1 protein-coding gene is annotated in these 508 nt (G+C 71.9%); it reads left to right on the forward strand.

Annotated elements, in window-relative coordinates:
* Window positions 1–38 precede the first annotated feature (38 nt).
* Window positions 39–508 (forward strand): DNA polymerase III delta subunit-related protein (locus FK530_RS25345; protein WP_231706810.1); only part of this gene is annotated, 470 nt, incomplete at its 3' end.

Consider the following 508-nt stretch of genomic DNA (forward strand, 5'->3'; position numbering starts at 1 on the left):
GCGAGGGCGGGCCGGGAGACGCAGCCGGGGAGCGGTCCATGGCCCATGCGTGGCTGGTCACCGGTCCCCCGGGGTCGGGGCGCTCGGTTGCCGCGCGCGCGTTCGCCGCCGCCCTGCAGTGCACGGGTCCCGTCCCCGGGTGTGGGGAGTGCGCGGGGTGTCGCACGACCCTGGCGGGGACCAATGCGGATGTCCTGTCCATCTCCACCGACAAGGTACAGATCCAGATCGCGGAGGCCCGCGAGTTCGTCCAGCGTGCCCAGGTCGCGCCCTCGCAGGGACGCTGGAGGGTGATTGTCGTGGAGGATGCGGACCGCATGGCGGAGCGCACCTCCAATGTCCTGCTCAAGGCCATCGAGGAACCGCCCGAGCGCACCGTGTGGTTGCTGTGCGCACCCAGTCCCGAGGACATGATCACCACCATCCGCTCCCGCTGCCGCCACCTCGGTCTGCGCATTCCGGCGGCCCAGGCGGTGGCTGATCTGCTGGTGCGCCGCGACGGGGTGGA

The sequence above is a fragment of the Tsukamurella conjunctivitidis genome (genome assembly GCF_007858475.1).
Lineage (GTDB): Bacteria > Actinomycetota > Actinomycetes > Mycobacteriales > Mycobacteriaceae > Tsukamurella > Tsukamurella conjunctivitidis.